We start from the raw sequence: 19,805 nt of genomic DNA, 5'->3' as shown, positions 1-19,805 counted from the left end.
TGCCGCGCGCGCCCTGTGCGGGAAGGACCGTGGTCGTCTATTCGCTGCGCAACGCTTCGGTCGGAGTAAGCCTCGCGGCGCGTGTGGCCGGATATAGTCCTGCGAGAATGCCAACGAGCACGGCCGCACCCCATGCGAGCGGCAAAGCCTGCCAGTCGAGGGCGAGCGGCTGGCCGGCCGCGAACGCCACGCCAGCGGCCGCGCCGGCGCCGATCAATATGCCGGCAAGGCCGCCGAACATGGAGAGCATGGCCGCTTCGGTGACGAATTGCATGCGGATGTTGCTGGGTGTGGCTCCGAGCGCCCGCCGCAAGCCGATTTCGCCGCGGCGTTCCATGACGGTGACGATCATCATATTGGCGATGCTCATGCCGCCCACGGCGAGCGCGATCACGCCGATCATCAATCCCAGCGCGGTGAGTGAATCGTCGGTGGTGCTGCGTGCTTTGGATAGGTCGGCGGACGCGTTGACGGATACGTTGCCGCCTGTGAGGTTCGCCGCGTGGGCGAGCATGCGGCGGATTGATTCAGCGTCGCCGGGTTTGGTGCGCACGTACATCGCGCTGATAGCGCTGATGGTTGCCTGTTGGTCGGGATAATGCGCGAGTGCCCACGATTCGCCGATGATGACCGCCGAATTGAGGTTTTCGGCTTGCGGCAGCGAGTTGAGGATGCCGATCACCCCATACCATTCGTTGTCGATGAGGATACGATCACCGGGCTCGTTGACGCCGAGCCGGTATGCTACCTCGGAGCCAAGCACCGCGACCGGCAGATGCTGGTTGGCCTGGTCGATGCCGTGGCCCTGCGCGAAACTCGCGTCGATGGCGTCGAGCGCACCGGGGCGCATGACGGCGAGCGCGAGCGCATTGCCATTAGATTTGGGCACGAGCTCGTTTTTGAAGATTTGCACGCCGCTGGGCGCGGCGTCGAAGACGCCGACCTGTTCGACACCGGGTTGCCGGGCGATTGTCTCGGGCGCATATGCGGGCAATGGAACGGTTTGCCCGGCGGCATCCTGCCCGGGAGCGACGATCTGCAGGTTCGCGCCGAGCGCATCAAGCTGGGCGAGCAAGGCAGCCTGATTCGATGCGGCGATGCCGGACAGAGCCACATAGGCAGCGACGCCGAGCGCGATGCCGAGAGAAGCGAGCACGGTGCGCGAGATGCGGCCGGTGGCACCGATCCATGCGGTGTGCAGAAGGTCCGCGATGCGGGTTCGCCAGGGTTTACGCATGACCGATTTACGCATGATCGTCTCCTGTTATTTCGGTCACTACGCCGTCGCGGATGTGCAGACGGCGTGGGAAGCGCGCGGCTACGGTCATGTCGTGTGTGACGACGACCAGACTCGCATTGTCGCGTTCCGCATCGAGTAGTAGGTCGATGATCGCGTGCCCAGTGTCGGTGTCGAGCGCGCCGGTCGGCTCGTCGGCGAAGATGATGTCTGGCTGTTTGACGAGCGCGCGGGCGATGGCGACGCGTTGCTGTTCGCCGCCTGACAATTGCGAGGGCCGATGATTCAGTCGCCCGCCCAATCCGACTCGTTCGAGTGCGGCAACGGCCCGTTCGTGGCGTTGCCGGCGCGGCAGATCGGTGTATTGCAGTCCAACCATCACGTTCTCCAATGCGGATACGGTGGCGATCAGATGGAACTGCTGAAAGACGAATCCAATCCGAGCAGCGCGCAGGATACTGCGCCGTCTCTCCCCCATTGCGGCCACGTTCTCGCCGTCGTAGCGCAGTATGCCCGAGGTGGGCATGTCGAGCGTGCCGAGCATCGATAGCAGCGTCGACTTGCCAGAACCGCTGGGCCCGATGATCGCGATGCGTTCGCCGCGGCCGATCGTCAGGTTTGCCGGATGCAGGATTTCCAGCATCGACCCGTCTTTGCCGGGGAACGATTTGGTGACGTTTTCGAGTGTCAGTAGTGCGTCTGTCATGACACCACCACCTTGTCGCCTTCTTTCAGTCCGTCTGCCTTGGTGAGTTGCACTTGCGCGTTCGCGACCTGCCCGAGTTGGACGGTTATGCGTTCGAGCTTGTCGCCGCGCACGACCTCGACCGCGTACGTGTTGCCGGCGGATGCGATGATGGCGGTTACCGGCACGATGAGCGTCTCTTGGGTGGAGGCGGCCTGAGCGTTGGGAATGATGATGCTGATTGCGGTTGCCCCGAAGCCAGCGACCTGCGACTGGTCGGGGAAGTCGATGCGCGCCGACGGCGAGGTGACCTGACCGTCTTTGCCCGTCGACTGGCCGCCCTGGTCGACGGCGGATAACGTCGTGTCAAGCGTCGTGTTGTCCGGCAATACGACCTGCGCCTTGTCGCCGGCCTTGAACGTGGCGGCCTGCGTGGCGGTGAGCGTGGCCTGCGCGTGCAGGGCGACGCCCGTATAGGTGCCGGGGCTCACGTTCGTATCCCCGAGTTTCGCGCCCACGGTGGCGATGCGGATCGGCGCAGTGGCGGCGAGCGCCACCGAGGACGGTTGGAAGACCCCATTGGCTGCTTCCCCGGTAAGTCCCAGCGTCTTGGTCTGCCATTGACGTACGGCCTCTTGCGTATGCCAGTCGAAATGCCGGTCGGCCTGCACGTGCAGGTAGCCAAGCTCTTTGAGGTTCTCTTCGAGCTGGGCCACGTCCGGGCCATCTGAGACGCCGGTTTCGAGCGTGCGCCAGAACGGGCGGGAACCGTGGAACAGGGGTACGAGTACGCCGTCCATCTCATACACCTGTTCACCGGTGTTGATCTGTTTGCCAGCGACCGGCAATTGGGTAATCGTGCCGGATGCGGGCAGTAGATCCTGCGCCGCATCGTATTGCAGACTGGCGCCGAGGCGGGTTTCGGCATTGAGCACGCCTTTAACGACTGGCTGCGTGCGCAACGTGGTGACATCCACCTGTGTTGCCGATGCTGATCGCCGGCTTGCAGCCGCACCGCCGATCATCGTCCACGGTTTCGTGATCATGACCGCGACTGCCAATGCGGCGATGATGACGATCGTAACGACGGTTGTGACGATCTTACGGACCGTATTGCCCGATCGTGTCTGTTTGCGTGCCATGGTTGCTCCTCCCCTTGCCCGTTTGCGCTTGTTTGCGCCGGTACGACTGTCCGGTCGTCTAGTTGACGCCGTATACCTCGTCCATCACCTTCGTGTAGTCGTAGCCGTATTCATCCGGCGTGCCTTCGAATCCGAAGGTGACGGGCAGGTTGCCGGTCGGACATTCCTTGAGGAAGCGGCGGAAGTCCGCTTCGCTGACGGTTTTGGGGATGATGATCGTCGTCGGCTCGTCGCCGTTTGGATCGGCCACCCAGTCGAAGCCCTTATCGCGCGCGTCCTTCGCATACTGCAATACGGACTGCTTGTCCTCCTCGGAGAACGCGTTGCTAGGGTTGCTGCTTTGCGCCGGCTGCGCGAAGGTCGGGTTTGCTGCCTCGCAATCCGCCCAATCCTGCCGTTTCGACTCGTAAGGCGAACCGGTCAGCGCGGTGGAGTCCTTGAACATCACCCACACCTTGCCGTAGTCGATCGACGTGTACATGATGTTCGCGTACATCTTCTGGGTTTCGTCGTCGCTGCTGACGGTCATGCCCGACTCGTCGGCAGCAATGGGCTGGCCAGCCTTGTCGATCATACGCACTTCGACCGCGTTTTTAACGGCCGACGTGTCGTTCGGCTTCACACCGGGCGCGATTGTCGTCTGCGCCTCGATGCCCTTGGATGTCAGGCATGCGGCGAACTTGCGCGCGGTCTCGTCGACGCGTGCGGTGGAAGTGCCACCGCCGGCCGTGTTTCCGCCCGTCGCACTGTTCGCATCGTCTGTACTGTTTTGAGTGAACGGCACAGAGCAGGCGGCGAGCGCCATGACACACAAGCCTGATGCAATGGCGGTCAAGGTTCGGCGCATGGTACGGAAATCAGATGAGGTGATCATGATCAGCTCCTTGTTAATTGTCGTTATCGAATGTCATGTTTTCATCCAACCGTGCGCTCCGTTGCGTGTCGGTAGGATTTCGCATCACTTTCGCTTTACCTTGGCGCGGCGCCGTTTGCCGCAGCTCACTGTTGCACGTCGTTGATGTCGTACGAATAGTCACCCACCCAGCTGAACACGACCGGAACACCGTCGGTCGAACATTCCTTAAAGAAGCGGCGCACGTCGGCTTCCGGCGCGGTATTGGGAATCACGATGTGCAGCGGCTCGTCGCCACTTGGGTCAGCTACCCAATCGAAACCCTTGGTGCGCGCGTCCTGCGCGAATTTCAGCACGGCCGCCTTATCCTCGGCACTCGCGTTAGCATCGTCGGTCGTGTACACGGTCACGCCCTGTGAGAAATTCGGGTACTGGGCTTCGCACGCCGCATAGTCGGCCTGCTTGGCGGCGTACGGCGAGCCGGCCAATTGCCCCGAGTTTTGCGCGATGATATACGGGAAATCACTTCCAGTGACGGCGTTCGAACTGACGCCGGTCGACGTGATATTCGGATACAAGCTCGGGTCTCCGGTCCAATCCCGGTTGACCGTGCCGTCATCCTCGACCGTGGTCTTCGGCTGTACGGCATTGCCGGCCGAATCGATCTCCAACAAGGCCACCTGATTGTTGCGCTCCCCCATAATGCGCGCGTCGAAACCTTTGGAAACCAGGCACGCAGTGAACTGTTTGGTAAGCGTCGACGCGGGATACGTCTCCATGCTGCTGTCGTCATCCGTCGTCGTTCCGGTCGGATCGGCCGTCGAAGTGGACGCTGGATCGTCGGCATGATCGCTCTGCGTGAACGGCGTCGAACAACCACCCAACAATCCCAACATCGTCAGGCATACGGCCATGCCCGCGAGCATACGATTCGGTTTCATCACAAGCTCCCTTCCCGCACGTTGCCGCCGCCCGTTTTGTGTCACGGGTCGGGTGATGCAACGTCCTTACCATCCATGGAACCTCCGAGCCGGTGGCGTGACAGTAGGAGAATCCATTACCCTCGCATTACCGAGACGGCCGGAAGATAAACAGGTACCATCAGAATGGGGAGAAACCGCAGGAAAGAGGCACGATATGCGAATCCTGATCGTCGAGGACGACCGCGAGCTGGCCGCCGCATTAGACGACGCGTTGCGTTACGAAGGGTATGCGACCAGCCTCGCTGCAACCGGCACGGAAGCGTTGCAGGCGCTCGCCGATCAGAACATCGACATCGTGCTGCTCGACCGTGACCTGCCAGTGCTCTCGGGCGACGCGGTGATGGCAACGATCGCCGCGAACCGCATTCCCGTCGCTGTCATCATGCTCACCGCAGCAGCCGAGGTGAGCGACCGGGTCAGCGGGCTGGATCTTGGCGCCGACGATTATTTGACCAAACCATTCGCTTACCCGGAGCTGCTCGCTCGTATTCGTGCATTGCAGCGTCGTGCTGGCAAGGGCGCCGCGCCCGCCGCGGTACTTGTGCGCGGGGATATTACGCTCGATACGACGCGACGATTGGTGTTCCGCGATCATGGGCGCACGCTCGTCAAGCTCACGCCAAAGGAGTACGGCGTACTGCTCGAGCTTATGCGCGCCGACGGCGGCTATGTGAGCGTGCCGGAACTCTACGAATCGGTGTGGGATGATCCGACCGCCGCTGAACCGGCCGACGTGATCAAAACCACCGTGTATTCACTGCGCCGCAAACTCGGCGATCGTGAGGCGATCGTCTCGACGCGCGGGGAAGGATACCGGCTACAATGAACGACATCGTTTCCAAGACCCCTGTGCTCGAACCCGACGTGTCCAAACCCGCCGCGCACGTCGATGAAGGCACAGCGGAATCCCCTGCCTCGCACAAGCGGTTCCGCTTGTTGCGACGTATCGGCCGCAGTATCAGCGCATTGTTCGACCGGCTGCGCCCCCGTTCGTTCCGCGCGAAGCTCACGCTCGCCATCAGCATCGTGTTCCTACTGGCCATCGGCGCGGCCACCCTCGTGCAGACAATCGTCGTCAACGGCATGTTCTCATACGCGCTGACAATCAGCACCTATGAGAAAGGCGAGCTCGGCGGTGCGGACGGTACCACCAGCGGCAGCACCAAGGGCCCGGGCCTCGAATGGAATATATGGCAATGGGATCCGCAATCGTATGCACAGGCGCACCCCGACTCCGACTCGAGCGCAGATTCCAGTTCCGGCTCCGATTCCGATTCGATGAGTGTCACCGGTTCCAGTAGCGGCGGGATTGCCGACAATAAGACAGGTTCCGCCAGCGGAACGCTCAGCGACGGCCACTATCGCGTCGAGTGGGGGCAGGACGGCTCATACACGATCAACACCCCATATGGCATATCCATTTGGAATCAGGACACGATCGCCAACGGCTTGCGTATCAGCGCTGCGATCATCTTCGTGTTCTTCGGTACGACCAGCATCCTCGTGATCTGGATTGTTACTTCGCGCATGTCCCGCCGATTGCGTTCGATCAGCGAGCAGGCGGCTGCACTCGATCCCGATCGGCTTGATACGCGTATTGATGTGGACAGGCGCACGCATCCGCGCCGGCGCTGGTTCCGCAGGCATAACAGCAGCACAGCCGACGCCAAGTCAGCCACGCATAATGCTCTCACCCATGACGATGATTCCTCAACCGCGGTATCGTCCAAGGAATCACAGCGACATGGTGACGCGGATGAAATCGCACAGCTTGCTAACGCGCTCAACGGCATGCTTGAACGCATCCAGGCCGCATCCGTTGCGGAAAAACGCTTCGTATCAAATGCGTCGCACGAACTGCGCACGCCGATCGCCGCCGTGGAAACGAATCTTGATGCGCCGCTCGCCCAAGGCCGCTTCCCCGCTGATGTGGAGCCGTCTGTTCGCCGCGCGCTCGCCGCGAACCGCCGTGGCGCCCAGCTTGTGCAGGCACTGCTAACGCTTTCGCGCATCCAAAACGGAGCAATCGGCGGACATGCAGCTCCGGCTAGCAACGGCACTGCATCATCTGCACCGTCTGTCGCCAATCTGACCGACTGCGTGAACGATGCGATCGATATCGTTGCCGACGACGCTGCCGAACACGGCATTACCATCGACGCCGACGAGCTGCCGAAAACCACAGTCGCCACTGACCCGGCATTGCTGGAATTGGCCGTCGGCAATCTCATTCGCAACGCTGTCGTGCACAACTCGAACGGCGGGTCAGTACGCGTAGCCGTCAGCCAACCGTCCGCAAACGCCGCCGGCGGTTCCTCGGCGCATGTGACATTGACCGTCACGAACACCACCAGCGAAACACTGCCCGATGATCTGAACGAATTAACGCAACCGTTCCATCGTGGCGAACACTCACGTATCAGCGCGGTACCCGGCGTCGGATTGGGCCTGTCAATCGTGTCCGCCGCCTGCGAGGCAATGGGCGCGCGGCTCACGCTGTCCCAACCCAGTGACGGCCTGTTCCGCGCGACGCTCGACCTGCCGGCTGCCTGAAATAAACCGACCGCATACAGCACAAACCGGTCGGCAGCGTTCAGCCTTGGTACTCCTCCAAAACCTTGCCGGAATCGTGGATGGCTTTGGCAGCTTCTGCGCCTACATACCGATAGTGCCAGGGCTCGTAGATGTTGCCGGTTACGTCGGTTTTGCCATTCGGATAGCGCAGAATGAATCCGTACTGCCACGCGTTTGCTGCTAGCCACTCATGCTCGCGTTGCGAGTCCGCTGTGCTGCGCGCGCCCTTCGCGTTAATGTCTACCGCTAAGCCGATCTCATGCTCGCTGGTGCCGGGAATCGCCACCCATTCGCGCGCTTTTTCTTCAGCAGCTTTCTCATCCATGCCTTCGTTCTTGTATAGGAACACCTTTTCATCCATGAGTGATTGCTGTTTGTCACGTGTACGATAACCGGCGGTGACATACGGGTTGAGGCCAGCAGCACGCATATCGTCAAACATGCGCTGCAAATCCGGATAGATACGCGAATCCACTTGCTCCCCGTTCGACAATGTCGTCAACTCTGGTTGCGGGTAATCGTCAGGAATACGATGCCAACGGTTCACCACAATCAGATTCCATCGCGCAGCATCATACGAGGCTTCAGGAATGCCCGCGGCGAACGGCCCAACGTTGGCAATACGCCCCACGCCAAACAGCACTGCGAACAGCATCACCGCAGCAACCGCCACCGACAGCACTACTTTGATACCGATACGCGCCCTGCGATACCGGTAGTCGGCAAAATACTGTACGCGATTCTTTGCGTTTGCTGGCATACGATCGTGCTCTCGTACTGACGCCACGCCCATCACCCGTGCCATTTCGCCCTCCTGCCAATCTCACCTGGAATCTGGGTCAACCCCACACCAGCGTGTTCCCTACTCTTGTTAAGCGATCGTATGATGTATCAACGGCTTGTTCTATCAGGCACAAGACGGATTTATCCCTCATTCATGAGGATGATCACCCTTAAGGGTGCCAGGCTCATCCTGCCGATTCGCACCCATTCGCTATGATGGAACGTTGGACTTCGCCGCAGCACGCATGCATGTAACACATAGTGCAGCAGCCGGCGATATGACGACACAGCCGTATGGAAGGGCGAAACGAACAGGCATGGCCATCGAAGCGCAGGAACTTGAAATTCAGATCGGTGCACGTACACTACTGCATCCGACGAACTTCCACGTCGCTAAAGGCGACAAAATCGGTCTCGTTGGCCGCAATGGTGCTGGTAAAACTACGCTCACTCGCGTGATCACCGGCGACATGCTACCCACCGCCGGCAAAGTGCGCGTCTCCGGCAAACTCGGCTATCTGCCGCAGGATACGCACGCTTCCGATCAAACGCAGACCGCGCTCGACCGTATGATGAGCGCGCGCGACATTGCTTCCATTATTTCCCGCATGCGCAAATGCGAGAAGGAAATGACCGATCCGGATCCGGATGTCATGACTCGCGCAATGAACCGCTATGACAAGATCATGCAGGAATTCGACAAGGCCGGTGGTTATGCAGCGCAATCTGAGGCGATCGCCATGGCTGATAGTCTCGGCCTCGAACAAAGCGTTATGACTCAGCAGCTCGGCAATCTCTCTGGCGGTCAGCGCCGTCGTATCGAACTGGCACGCATTCTGTTCTCCGATGCTGACACGCTAATCTTGGACGAGCCAACCAACCATTTGGACGCTGACTCCATCGAATGGTTGCGCGGATTTTTGAAGAAATTCGAAGGCGGATTCCTCGTCATCTCTCACTCCACTGAGTTGTTGGACGAGGTCGTCAATAAGGTGTGGCATCTTGACGCGCAAACTGGTCAGATCGACATGTATTCGCTCGGCTGGAAAGCCTACCTGCACCAGCGCGTGGTAGATGAAGAACGGCGCCGTCGCGAACGCGAAGTTGCTGAAAAGAAAGCCGAGCGTTTGATGAAGCAAGGCATCCGCCTGCACGCGAAAGCCACCAAGGCTGTCGCCGCACAGAATATGATGCGCCGCGCCGAACGATTGCTCAGCGAAACCAGCGAAGCACAAAAGCAAGAAAAGGTTGCTGACATTCGCTTCCCCGAGCCTGCGCCCTGTGGCCGCACTCCCATCATGGCCAAGGACATTTCTAAAGCTTATGGTTCTAACATCGTCTTCGCCGGCGTGAATCTTGCGGTTGACAAGGGTTCTCGCGTGGTGATTCTGGGCTATAACGGTGCTGGTAAAACCACTACGCTGCGCCTGCTCGCGCATATTGAAGAGCCGGACACTGGTGTAGTTGAGTATGGTCACGGCTGCAAAATCGGTTACTTCGCGCAGGAACATGACACGCTTGATTTGAACGCAACCGTGTTGGAGAACCTTACGCACGTAGCTCCTGAATTGAACGATACGCAAGCGCGTTCGATTCTTGGCTCGTTCTTGTTCTCTGGAGACGATGCATTGAAGCCTGCTCGCGTGCTGTCTGGTGGTGAGAAGACACGACTGGCATTGGCGACTTTAGTGACTTCTCGCGCGAACGTGCTGCTGCTTGATGAGCCCACCAACAACCTCGACCCCGCGTCACGCGATGAGATCCTCAAAGCCATCGCTAAATATGAGGGTGCGATCGTGCTGGTTACCCACGATGAGGGCGCCGTGCAAGCACTGAATCCTGAGCGCGTACTGTTGATGCCTGATGGCGACGAAGACTTGTGGAACGACTCGTACTTGGAGCTTGTGGCCGAGGAGTAAACCAGCTTTTCGCATTGTAATGTGTATGCAATGCCTGTTGTATCGGGATCGCGCTGTCGCGCGATGCTGTGTTCTCAGCAGCAGCTACAGCCGCCACGCTAATAGGCGCTCAACGCTTCTCAATGCTGGCGGTAGCTCTCGGCCCCCTCGGCTGAGGGGGCTGTCAGCGCAGCTGACTGGGGGAGCGTCGCGGCGCTGTGCGCTGCCAACAACACAGCATCGCACGACAGCGCGATTCCACAATCAAGGCCACGATAGTCACGACCTTCCCCCCCCCTCAGCTGAGGGGGCTGAGGCTACCGCCAGCATTGAAACCGGCCACACGCATATAGAACGCTCGCAGCGACTTGCTCACACTCAGTGCAACAACGCGTTACGTCGTTTCATCCACTCATAAGCCAACACTGCGCCTGCAGCAAACAGTGCCAAGCCGCCACTCACCCACATCCACGACCGCGCATCGCCACCAGTGAGCGGCAGTTCACTGAGTGCTTTTGCGTTAGTGACCTTGTTATCAGCAAGAGCCTCATCACCCAGTTTGAGTTGAACGACTGACTCGTCGTAACCGATTGCGAACGTATACTGCGCATCTTTGAGTACATACCCTGTTGGCGATTGAGTTTCCTTCAGAGTAAACGTATATGTCTCGCCCTGAGCCGGACGCGGCAAACCACTGATACGCAGTACACCAGCAGCATTGTCAAGATCACGATACTCAGTCACTTGCCCCTTATCGTTCACTGTATTAGTCGTGTTCTTTGAGCAAGCCTCCTGCGCTGTATCAGTGGTTGAACAATCTACAACTGTTGCCGTAGGAGTACCCTGCGGTCCACCACTGATCTCCCATTCGCTACCTTCAAGAAGCTTATTGCGATCATCTTCGTCAACTTTGCTCCATGAGACAGTCGGTTTCTGATTCGTAATCACACCATTAGTGGTGACAATAGGAAAGACAGTCTCTTTGCCAGCAGTAACCGTGAAGTGGTACTTCACATTCGTATGCCAATATCCATCAGGAGTACTAGCCTCCGTGAGCAAGTAACCACCTACAGGCAGATTATTGACGAGGAAACGACCAGGCTGCGCATCATAATCCTGAACGTCACCGTTATTAGTCTTGCAGTCGTTTTCCTCTGTGCAATCCGTAATCTGATACGAGGTATCCGTTGGATTACCTTGGGCATCAAGTTTGGTAATCGTCCACTTGGTGTCAGCAATAGTCGTATGACTATCGGCGTCCTGCTTCTCCCATGCAACACCTGGCATAGCAGTATTACCAATTGCTTTGTCTATTGCTGTTGTCTCATTGCCAGCATCATCCAACCATTTAGCTTGACCATCGCGCACGTTGAACTTATACGTTTTTGTGCTGCCACCAGTCCCAATTTCAGGCGAATAGCCAACAGGAGCTTTGATTTCAGTAAGCGTGTACTGGCCATTGGCAAGATTGTTGAGATCAAACCCACCTGCTGCTGGATTGTTATCGAATGAGCCCTGATATGAGTACTTATCGTCTTCACTAGTGTGCTCATCAGCTTCATTATCAGTGATGATGGCACTTACCTTGATCACATTCCCATTAGCGTCAGTGTCTTTTTTCCAACATTTGCCAGCGTTGTATGATTCCTCGTCGCCAGCCGTGCAGTACGTCGGGTAGAACGTTTCCGTGTGCGGACCACCGATCACGGTTTGATCGGTCTGCGTACTGGAGTCACCCTTAACCGACAAGGTGGTGGGTACGCTCGTTAATTCCCACACGCTACCTGCCAGTTTTGTATCGGTGAGGTTCCCGTTGGTATTGAGTGCGACTTTTTCCCAAGACGCAGTATATGGGGTGGAAAACAGGACGCGACCATTCGTGCCGAATGCGCCACCGGACAGGCGGGACTGGTTGCCCGTGAACTTGACCGACGCGCTGTTCTTCGCGCGCTCCTTACTTACGTCGGCCACGTTCGTGGCCTTCAATGCGACGCCCTTCTGATACATGCCCGTCTCGCCGTGGAAGCTGAGCTGGATGAGATACATGTGATCAGCGAACTCGACTTTCGTTGTTCCGTCAGATTTGGTGAAAGCCGTGTCCTTCGGGCTCTTGTACGCGGTGACGGCAATATTGCCGACTTTATCTGCTCCCATGCCGGCCTGCCAACTGTCCGAGAAACCACTAGCCCGTTGGATCGGCATGCCGTCCCACTGCCAGGTGACGGCCGTTTTCGTACGGTCAGTGAACCACGTGTCCATCAACTGGAACGTGTTCGGTTTGCCGCTCTTCGCCCACGGGTTCATGATCGCGAGATCCGCACCAGCCTGATTCGTGAACTCAGTCGAATTAGTCGGCTGAGCGCCCTGAACGTTCGATTCGCTGTTGCCATCGTTCGGGTCGATCCTCGGGTCGGTCTGATTGTCGAACAATGCGATGTTGCCGCCCTTGGATGCTTCGCCGTTGCCGGACGGGCACAACCAGAACCCGCCGCCGAAATGGCCCGCCGTGTTCCCATAGGCGACGGCCTTGGCGATATACGTGGTGGAACCCTCCTCTGTGTACACGGCGCCACCAAGATAACCGGAACTATTGTTTTTGAACTCGCCACCCATCAGATAGCCCATCGAATTGTTGTTCTGGAGGAAGATCGCACCGCCCGCACCACCGACCGGAGACTTGTTGACCGTAGTCTGTTTGCCCTGCTCGTCGGTGACGGTCTCGGTCTGATACTGGTCATCGGACACGCCTGCCCAGTTGCCAGTGAATTCCGGTGCATGTCCCTGCGCGTCGGACTTGACCCACAGGACGCCCTGGACATAGACAGCGCCACCACCACTGAATGCCGTCCAATCCCTCTCATAGTTTCCAGTGAACCGCACGCTGCCCTGAATGGTAAGTGTTCCTCCATCCGTGTGGATCGCGCCACCTCCGCGATACCCGCCCTTCCGACAGTTATGCTTCGTTTCCCCGTCGGTGGAGCAGTCGGTGTACGTGATAGTCTGGTCGTTCAGCGTGCCGTATGTCTGCCGGTTCGACTCGAACTCGCCGCCGGACACGGTGACGGTGCCTTGCGTCTGGTAGATCGCGCCACCGCCTAGACCATTGACGCTCTCGTTGCCTTTGAACGTGCCGCCTGTAACGGTCAGTTCGGTATCTCCGACAAAGATCGCGCCGCCGCCGGTTCCCAGTGACATGTTGTTCTCGAAATCACCGCCCGATACAGTGACCACGCCGGCACGGCTGCGGATCACGCCGCCGCCGTTCCAGTTGATATCAGACTTCAATGACTTATTCCCGGTAAACGTGCCACCCGACACCGTCAATGTCGATTTCACATCATTAGACACATTTTGCTGCTGAGTGATCACGCCACCGACCTGGGCGCTGTTGCCGGTGAACGTGCCGCCGGCGATCGTGGCGAAGCCCTTGTCCTTATAGACAACGCCACCGTTATCAGATGTATTGCTGTCGAATGTGCCACCGGTAATGGTTAGTGATCCAGACCCTGATTGCCAAATAACACCACCATGAGTGGCCTTGTTGTTCGAGAACATACCACCGGCGATAATGACTTTGCCGCCGTCGTTGTAGGCAAGGGTGCCGCTGCCGCCGATGGCGGTCGAGTCATTGCCAGTGAAGGTGCCATTAGCGACAGCAAGCGTGCCGCCCGCGTTGATATGAGCGAATACGCGGACATTGTCACCTGTATTGCCAGAGTATTCAAAGCTAGCTCCACCTGCAGCACCAACGGTGAGCGTACCGCCCTTGTTGATAACGAATAAGTCAGTTGAGCCAGCTTCTGGCTTCTGTGCTTCTATAGCAGTTCCCTTTACAGTAGATAGGATTGTGCTAGCAGTTGCAACAGTGATAGAACCGCTGGTTGGCGCAATGATCTTCTCTGTAATAGTGACGACACCACCTGCGGCGATGCACTTGTTCAGCCCATTCCAATCTGTCACTTGTGCGCAGTCATATCCATCAACAGTAGCAACGTTCGTCTGCACTTCCGGCATGGAATCGGGCGTAGCTGCAGTGTCGGTCGTGATGTCCGCTACCGTGCTTATTGGATCAGCATAAGCTGTTAATGCTACGCCAGAAACAAAACTGATCGCAGCAATACTGGCAATGAACGTATTGGCGAATCGCATAACATGCCGCCTTGCCTCAGGAATCTCCCGTTGAGGCATGTCGAGCTTGCTGTTCGTCATTGGGGACTGTTTCCTTACCACTGGTACCGCTTCGTCACTATCGGATTACTCGTCTGAAAAGTCGTACGCGGTTGTGCAGGTTACGCTGCTGTGAGCTAGCGCAATCTGCACAACCGTGCGTGATGATGAATTACCGCGCGACTAGTCAGTAGCGCAGGGCTTGCTTGGTCTTGCGAGACTTGAGGAAGACCATGCCGGCAGCACCGACGAGCAGTACTGCGATCGCAGAGAAGATCGCCGTACCAGCTGCACCAGTCAACGGCAGTTGACCGATGTTCTGGATATCCATGTACTGGTCGTACTGGTTCTTGTTCTGATCATCCTTCTTCGTGAACAGGCGAGTGTCTGAAACAGCAGTGAGGTTATAGGAAAGAACGTCACCAGTCTGAGTGACTTGCAGGAGCAGACGAGCCAAATACGCATTGTCCTTCAGGTAACCGTTAGGAACACTATTGGAATCTTCCTTGATGAGGTACCAGCCCGCAGTCAGATTAGTCAAAGAGACTACGCCATCAACTCTGTCCACAGTAGCAGAGGTTGCTTCCGTGCTTTCTGTGATCTTGTCAAACTCAGTATCAAATGCCTTGTAGTCAGAGAAACTTGGATCGCCCTTGGAGTCGTCAAACTTCTTCACGATGAACGTCACGTTGTTGAGACCATCTTTGTCGTTCGCGGCAGCACCAGTCTTCTGGAATGCGAAACTACCGCTACAGGATGGCGACACATTGGTCTTTGCTACAGCATTACCGCTACCAATGCCAGATGGATTCTTATCGATGATGAGCGTGCCGTCTGCATTCGCGATATCGCCTTCGACCTTGGTGCCGATCAGAATAGTGGAGAGCGGACCATACGTGTACGTGCAGTCATCGTTCTCATTGTTCTTCTGCTTAGGCGCATTGGCAGCACTCGTGTTATCTATAAGTAGGTACAGGCCTGGGCCGGACGGATTGGTCGAATTAGGAGTCTTTGTGAAATCAAATACTGCGGTGGCCTTGCCATCATAAGCATCATTACTGTCGGTTACCGTCGGAGTTACCGTACCATAGTCATTATCCGTCAGTTTGCCTTTAACGCCATTAATAAATTCACTCCATTTACCAGCAGAAGGATTCTTCTTTGTCAGCCACACTAGCGGATCAGTACCGTTTGTATTCTCGGTCGAATAATTCGGATAAAGGTTTTCGCTTTTAACCGATTCAATAACTGCATCTTTCACACCAGAAGCAGTCTCAAGCGTCAGATACTGACTCTGTCCGTTAGTAGGGCTCTCAGGAACAAGCTTATAATCCGCGAGCTTCACATACTTAAACTCGCGGTTCGCTCGCGGATCGTCATTACCACTCTTGAAGTTCAGTACATTATCGCTTTCCAGCGTAATCGTGCCGTCATCAATTGAAGTGACTGTCGGATCTGTAGTCGCCCCACCGTCACTACCATTTCCATCAGCAGCCATTGCGCCAGCGGAACCAAAGGCCATGCCGCTAAGCATCATTGCTGTTGCGGCAAGTGCCGCGAATGCTCGTTTCATACTCATATGAGTTGTCTCTCCTGCTCGTTGTACGGTATGGGCCGGCTCCGAGGCTGGACAGCGCTGAAAATAACACCCCAAAATCGTGACCGGTCACAAGCCATCTCAGTAAAGGGTCATCACTCCCCTTACCCCTATACGAATTACCCCCCCCACTATAAGCATTGTCAAGTTGTTCGAAAAACTCCATAATCGCGTAAAATAGCCATTATCGGCCGGTACAACGGTTCCCCAACACCCTTAATCATTCATCCGGTATGTCCCCGATACCGCCACACTCCCCTTCATGGCATGATAGAACCTATGAGACTTCTCGGTAATATTCTGTGGCTCGTACTCGGCGGATTAGCCATCGCCATCGGTTGGGCAATTGTCGGATTGATTCTATGCGTCACCATCGTAGGCATTCCACTGGGATTGCAAGCATTCAAAATGGCAGGGCTCACCCTTACTCCGTTCGGCAGTACCGTCGTATACGGCGGCGGTATCGGTTCCACACTCGTAAATATTCTTTGGGTGCTCTTTATTGGCTGGTGGATGGCTGTAGCATACTTGGGCGCCGGCCTACTGAACTGCATCACTATTATTGGCATTCCCTTCGGTCTGCAATCATTCAAAATGGCCAAGCTCGCCCTATGGCCATTCGGCGCGCGCATCGTCTCCTTGTAGACCCGCCGCGCGACGCACAACACGCAACACGCAACAACACGTTCGCACCCAACGCCACAAAAAATTCAACTTGCATTCACCTACACTCCAGCCGCGTTTACCCCATACGCCGCCAACTGCGGATAGGCTCGAATACGACACGATGATAGAGCACGCACAAGGAGGCATGATCGTGCAATCCCCGGTGGGTATCCGCGAACGCATTGACCACGTGTTTCCATCCCTCAGGCCGGCGGAACAGGCAGTCGCACGATATATTCGCGACCATCTCGAAACAGCTGCAGAACTCACCGTCGGCCAACTTGCAGAAGTATCGCAAGTCAGCCAGCCTACCGTTATCCGCTTCGCTCGCAAACTCGGCTTCGGCGGCTACCGTGAACTGCGGTACGTATTGCGCCACCCACAAGAAGAGCGCGCAGTCACCTTTGACCCACTCGAAGGATTCGACCTCAATCCGTGGGATGATCCAGACAGCGTACCTGCTAAAGCAACAGCTAGCGCAAAAACCCTCATCGACGAACTGCGCGCATCACTCGACACCAAAGCCTTGCGCAAAGCCACCACGATCATTGCTCAAGCAGGCATTATCGATATTTACGGCGTAGAAGATTCCGTTGCTCCCGCACTCGACCTCAACACCAAACTCACCTATTTAGGTTTGGAATGTCGATTCAACCAAGACACGTACCTGCAGCAGATCGGCGCCGCACATCTCCACCATGGTGATGCGGCTATCGCATTCTCACACTCTGGCAGCTCAGCCGACACTGTCAAAGCGTTACGAACCGCAAAATCCAGCGGCGCGCACACTATCGCCGTCACCAACAACGCAGGCACACCAATCGCCAATTGGGCTGACGTAGTACTCCTGACCGGACGCGGCAATCATGCGATTTACGGCAATGCGATCTTCTCACGCGTCGCACACACCGCCATGGTAGACATGCTGTACATGAGTGTGATTCTCTCCGACTACGGGCGTTTCTCTACTGAGCTAGACCGCTCCGGGCGCGTTATTGCCGACCGCGAATACACTGGCCGCGCCTAACATCCTTTACCCCCGTAGCCATCATCTACTCCCCTTTGCGGGGCTCGCATGCCATTATTTACCGTCCCATATGCGGGACGAAACTTCACGTTAACCATTTCGAACCGTACAATGGCTTGCGCTGCCGGGCGAGGTGTAATCGTCCGATCAATCCCGACAGGTTCTTACGCTGCTCATCTCCATGAGCCGCACGAACCATGGTCGAAGGAACAAGGAGAAGTAGATGGCAATTAGTGGAATGCACTCATGGGCGTCCCGATTCACCGCACTGTGCGCTGCTGGCGCAATGCTCGTGTCGGTGGCTGCATGCGGCAACTCGGATACTAAGAGCACAAGCGGCGCAACCGACGCAAACGCAATTATTTCGGTGAACAACTCAGAACCACAGAACGAGCTGGTTCCCTCCGACACCAATGAGATGGGCGGCGGTAAGGTCATCCGCTACCTGTTCGAAGGCCTCGTCAGCTATGATGCGAAAGGCAAGCAGCACTTAGAAGTTGCTAAGTCGATTACGCCGAACGAAGATGCTTCCCAGTACACGATCGTGCTCAACGACGGTTGGAAGTTCACCAACGGTGAGGCTGTGACCGCTGAATCCTTCACCAAGGCGTGGAGCTACGCGGCTAACGTGAAGCACGCGCAGAAGCAGGCCAGCCGTATGTCCATTATCAAGGGCTACCAGGAGCTGCAGGATCCGAACGTGGCTGATGACGCGCAGCTGTCCGGCTTGGAAGTCAAGGATGATCACACCTTCGTCGTCACGCTCAACAGCCCCGACTCGGTGTTCCCAGTGCAGATCGCACACCAGTCCTTCTTCCCGCTGCCGTCCGTCGCCTACAAGGACATGAAGGCGTTCGGTAAGTCCCCGATCGGCAACGGCCCGTACAAGTTCCAGTCTTGGGAGCCGGACAAGAAGATCACCGTCACCAAGAACCCCGATTACAAGGGTTCTCGTACCGTGAAGAACGGTGGCATTGAATTCCGCGTATACACCACTGAGGATGCTGCATACTCTGACGTGCTCTCCGGCAGCCTCGACGTGCTCGACGAAGTGCCTTCCACCGCGCGTAAGACCTTCCGCAACAACAAGAACATTACTGCTTACAGCCAGGTTGGCTCCACCTACCAGGGCTTCGTGATTCCTGAGCGTCTTGAACACTTCGGCAATGATGAAGAAGGCCACCTGCGCCGCCAGGCCATCTCGATGTCTATCAACCGTAAGCAGATCGCTGAGAAGATCTTCTCCAACACCGTCACCCCTGCTACCGACTTCACGTCGCCGGTCGTGCCGGAGTACACGAAGAAGCTCGAAAACAGCGAAAACCTCGAGTACAACCCGACCAAGGCTAAGGAACTGTGGGAGAAAGCTAACAAGATCTCCCCGTGGAGCGGCACGTTCCGTATCGCATACAACGCTGATGGCGGCCACAAGCAGTGGGCTGACGCAGTGAGCAACCAGATCAAGAACGCGCTCGGCATCGACGCACAGGGCCAGTCCTACCCGACCTTCAGCGATATTCGCTCGCAGGTGACCGACCGTACGATCAACTCCGCATTCCGTTCCGGTTGGCAGCTCGACTACCCGTCCGCTGAAGACTACCTGACCCCGCTGTACGCGTCCGCTTCTGCAGACGGCCACGGTTCCAACGATGGCGACTACAAGAGCGACGAGTTCAACGCTGCCCTGTCCGACGCACTCTCCCAGACCGACGAAGCCAAGCGCACCGCAGGCTTCCAGGCTGCTCAGGGCATTCTGCTCAACGATCTGCCGTCGATCCCGCTGTGGTATTCCAACGTTGCTGGCGTATCCGCGAAGGGCGTGAAGAACGTGAACTTCGATTACACGAACATGCCGACGTACAACACGATTACTAAGTGATTGTGATCGCGTGATTGCGTGATTGAAGTAGTCAGCGAATAAGTGCTGATACATAGCGATGGGGTGGTGTTCCAATTGGAACACCACCCCATCTTTGTATTGTTGCTCGTATTGTTGCCACACGTCACAGCATGCTATGGAATCGCGCTACGCGCGATACTGCGTTATTTAGCGGCCTACGGCCGCGGACGCTCCCATTACCGTGGTAGGTGGGTTTCATGAGAGAGTGGAACTTGTACGGGTCGCGGTCCCCGGTATGGCTTTTGCTCCCTGCCGTCGTTGTCAGGACGAACGGTTTACTGAGTGATGCCGCC

Annotated in this window: 14 protein-coding genes; 6 read left to right on the top strand and 8 right to left on the bottom strand. The window is 57.1% G+C overall.

Features of this window, described 5'->3' with window-relative positions; genetic code table 11:
* Positions 1-37: 37 nt before the first annotated feature.
* From D2E25_RS00070 to D2E25_RS00050, 5 genes are all read right to left on the bottom strand, one after another.
* Entirely contained in the window at positions 38-1,252 is a 1,215-nt protein-coding gene (locus D2E25_RS00070; RefSeq protein ID WP_125979029.1) for an ABC transporter permease, read from the bottom strand.
* Positions 1,245-1,943 carry an ABC transporter ATP-binding protein gene (locus tag D2E25_RS00065; RefSeq protein WP_125979028.1) on the bottom strand — a complete coding sequence of 233 codons (699 nt, stop codon included), beginning with the start codon at positions 1,941-1,943 and terminating at the stop codon, positions 1,245-1,247. The genes D2E25_RS00070 and D2E25_RS00065 overlap by 8 nt, the downstream gene beginning before the upstream one ends.
* Positions 1,940-3,064, bottom strand: coding sequence for a peptidoglycan-binding domain-containing protein (locus tag D2E25_RS00060; RefSeq protein ID WP_125979027.1), 1,125 nt, complete (start codon positions 3,062-3,064; stop codon positions 1,940-1,942). The genes D2E25_RS00065 and D2E25_RS00060 overlap by 4 nt, the downstream gene beginning before the upstream one ends.
* Positions 3,065-3,122: 58 nt before the next feature.
* Positions 3,123-3,938: a hypothetical protein gene (locus D2E25_RS00055; protein ID WP_125979026.1), complete on the bottom strand. Its 816-nt coding sequence runs from the start codon at positions 3,936-3,938 to the stop codon at positions 3,123-3,125.
* Between the two features lie 125 nt (positions 3,939-4,063).
* The gene (locus D2E25_RS00050) at positions 4,064-4,858 is read right to left on the bottom strand and encodes a hypothetical protein (protein ID WP_125979025.1); all 795 of its coding nucleotides are present in this window, start codon (positions 4,856-4,858) and stop codon (positions 4,064-4,066) included.
* 196 nt (positions 4,859-5,054) lie between these two features.
* On the opposite strand from D2E25_RS00050, the gene D2E25_RS00045 reads away from it, so the two are divergent.
* Positions 5,055-5,726, top strand: coding sequence for a response regulator transcription factor (locus tag D2E25_RS00045; protein ID WP_125979024.1), 672 nt, complete (start codon positions 5,055-5,057; stop codon positions 5,724-5,726).
* Positions 5,723-7,453 carry a sensor histidine kinase gene (locus D2E25_RS00040; protein WP_125979023.1) on the top strand — a complete coding sequence of 577 codons (1,731 nt, stop codon included), beginning with the start codon at positions 5,723-5,725 and terminating at the stop codon, positions 7,451-7,453. The genes D2E25_RS00045 and D2E25_RS00040 overlap by 4 nt, the downstream gene beginning before the upstream one ends.
* 40 nt (positions 7,454-7,493) lie before the next feature.
* On the opposite strand, the gene D2E25_RS00035 is transcribed toward D2E25_RS00040, so the two are convergent.
* On the bottom strand, positions 7,494-8,279 hold the full coding sequence (locus D2E25_RS00035; RefSeq protein WP_241216880.1) for a M15 family metallopeptidase: 786 nt from the start codon (positions 8,277-8,279) through the stop codon (positions 7,494-7,496).
* A gap of 295 nt (positions 8,280-8,574) precedes the next feature.
* Between D2E25_RS00035 and abc-f the strand changes: the two genes are divergently transcribed.
* Positions 8,575-10,176 (top strand): ribosomal protection-like ABC-F family protein, encoded by a 1,602-nt coding sequence (abc-f, locus tag D2E25_RS00030; RefSeq protein ID WP_125979022.1) that lies wholly within the window; start codon positions 8,575-8,577, stop codon positions 10,174-10,176.
* Between the two features lie 357 nt (positions 10,177-10,533).
* On the opposite strand, the gene D2E25_RS00025 is transcribed toward abc-f, so the two are convergent.
* Both D2E25_RS00025 and D2E25_RS00020 read right to left on the bottom strand, forming a co-directional pair.
* Positions 10,534-14,364, bottom strand: a complete 3,831-nt coding sequence (locus D2E25_RS00025; RefSeq protein ID WP_125979021.1) for a SpaA isopeptide-forming pilin-related protein — start codon at positions 14,362-14,364, stop codon at positions 10,534-10,536.
* Between the two features lie 145 nt (positions 14,365-14,509).
* Positions 14,510-15,901 carry an LPXTG cell wall anchor domain-containing protein gene (locus D2E25_RS00020; RefSeq protein WP_125979020.1) on the bottom strand — a complete coding sequence of 464 codons (1,392 nt, stop codon included), beginning with the start codon at positions 15,899-15,901 and terminating at the stop codon, positions 14,510-14,512.
* A gap of 297 nt (positions 15,902-16,198) precedes the next feature.
* On the opposite strand from D2E25_RS00020, the gene D2E25_RS00015 reads away from it, so the two are divergent.
* From D2E25_RS00015 to D2E25_RS00005, 3 genes are all read left to right on the top strand, one after another.
* Positions 16,199-16,564 carry a YccF domain-containing protein gene (locus D2E25_RS00015; protein ID WP_125979019.1) on the top strand — a complete coding sequence of 122 codons (366 nt, stop codon included), beginning with the start codon at positions 16,199-16,201 and terminating at the stop codon, positions 16,562-16,564.
* Between the two features lie 172 nt (positions 16,565-16,736).
* Positions 16,737-17,612 carry a MurR/RpiR family transcriptional regulator gene (locus tag D2E25_RS00010; RefSeq protein ID WP_125979726.1) on the top strand — a complete coding sequence of 292 codons (876 nt, stop codon included), beginning with the start codon at positions 16,737-16,739 and terminating at the stop codon, positions 17,610-17,612.
* A 238-nt stretch (positions 17,613-17,850) separates the two neighbouring features.
* Positions 17,851-19,491: a peptide ABC transporter substrate-binding protein gene (locus D2E25_RS00005; RefSeq protein ID WP_164514691.1), complete on the top strand. Its 1,641-nt coding sequence runs from the start codon at positions 17,851-17,853 to the stop codon at positions 19,489-19,491.
* Positions 19,492-19,805 lie beyond the last annotated feature (314 nt).

Source organism: Bifidobacterium goeldii, from assembly GCF_003951095.1.
In the GTDB taxonomy this organism is placed as follows: Bacteria; Actinomycetota; Actinomycetes; order Actinomycetales; family Bifidobacteriaceae; genus Bifidobacterium; species Bifidobacterium goeldii.
Note: the sequence above shows the minus strand (reverse complement) of the source record. Positions and strands in the feature narration are given on the sequence as shown.